Annotated in this window: 1 protein-coding gene; it reads left to right on the top strand. The window is 69.9% G+C overall.

Annotated elements, in window-relative coordinates; translation table 11 throughout:
- A partial coding sequence (locus JI667_RS22270; protein ID WP_244668434.1) for an amidase family protein occupies positions 1 to 256 on the top strand: 256 nt, incomplete at both ends.

Genomic DNA, 256 nt, shown 5'->3' with positions numbered 1-256 from the left:
AACCCGGCGGGCTGGAACAATGTCTACGGGATGCGCCCAAGCTGGGGCCGCGTCCCGGATGACGCCGAGGGCGATACCTATCTGCATCCGTTGTCCACGAATGGCCCGATGGCGCGCGGCCCGCGCGATCTGGCGGCCTTGCTCGAGGTTCAGGCAGGCCCGGTGCCCGAACGCCCCTTCTGCCTGCCGCGCGAGAGCTTTCTTGACCGGATCGAGAGCGACCTGCGCGGGCGGCGCGTGGGCTGGCTGGGCGATT

The sequence above is a fragment of the Bacillus sp. NTK074B genome (assembly GCF_017303375.1).
Lineage (GTDB): Bacteria > Bacillota > Bacilli > Bacillales > Bacillaceae_B > Rossellomorea.
This window is presented reverse-complemented; position numbering and strand designations above follow the sequence as displayed.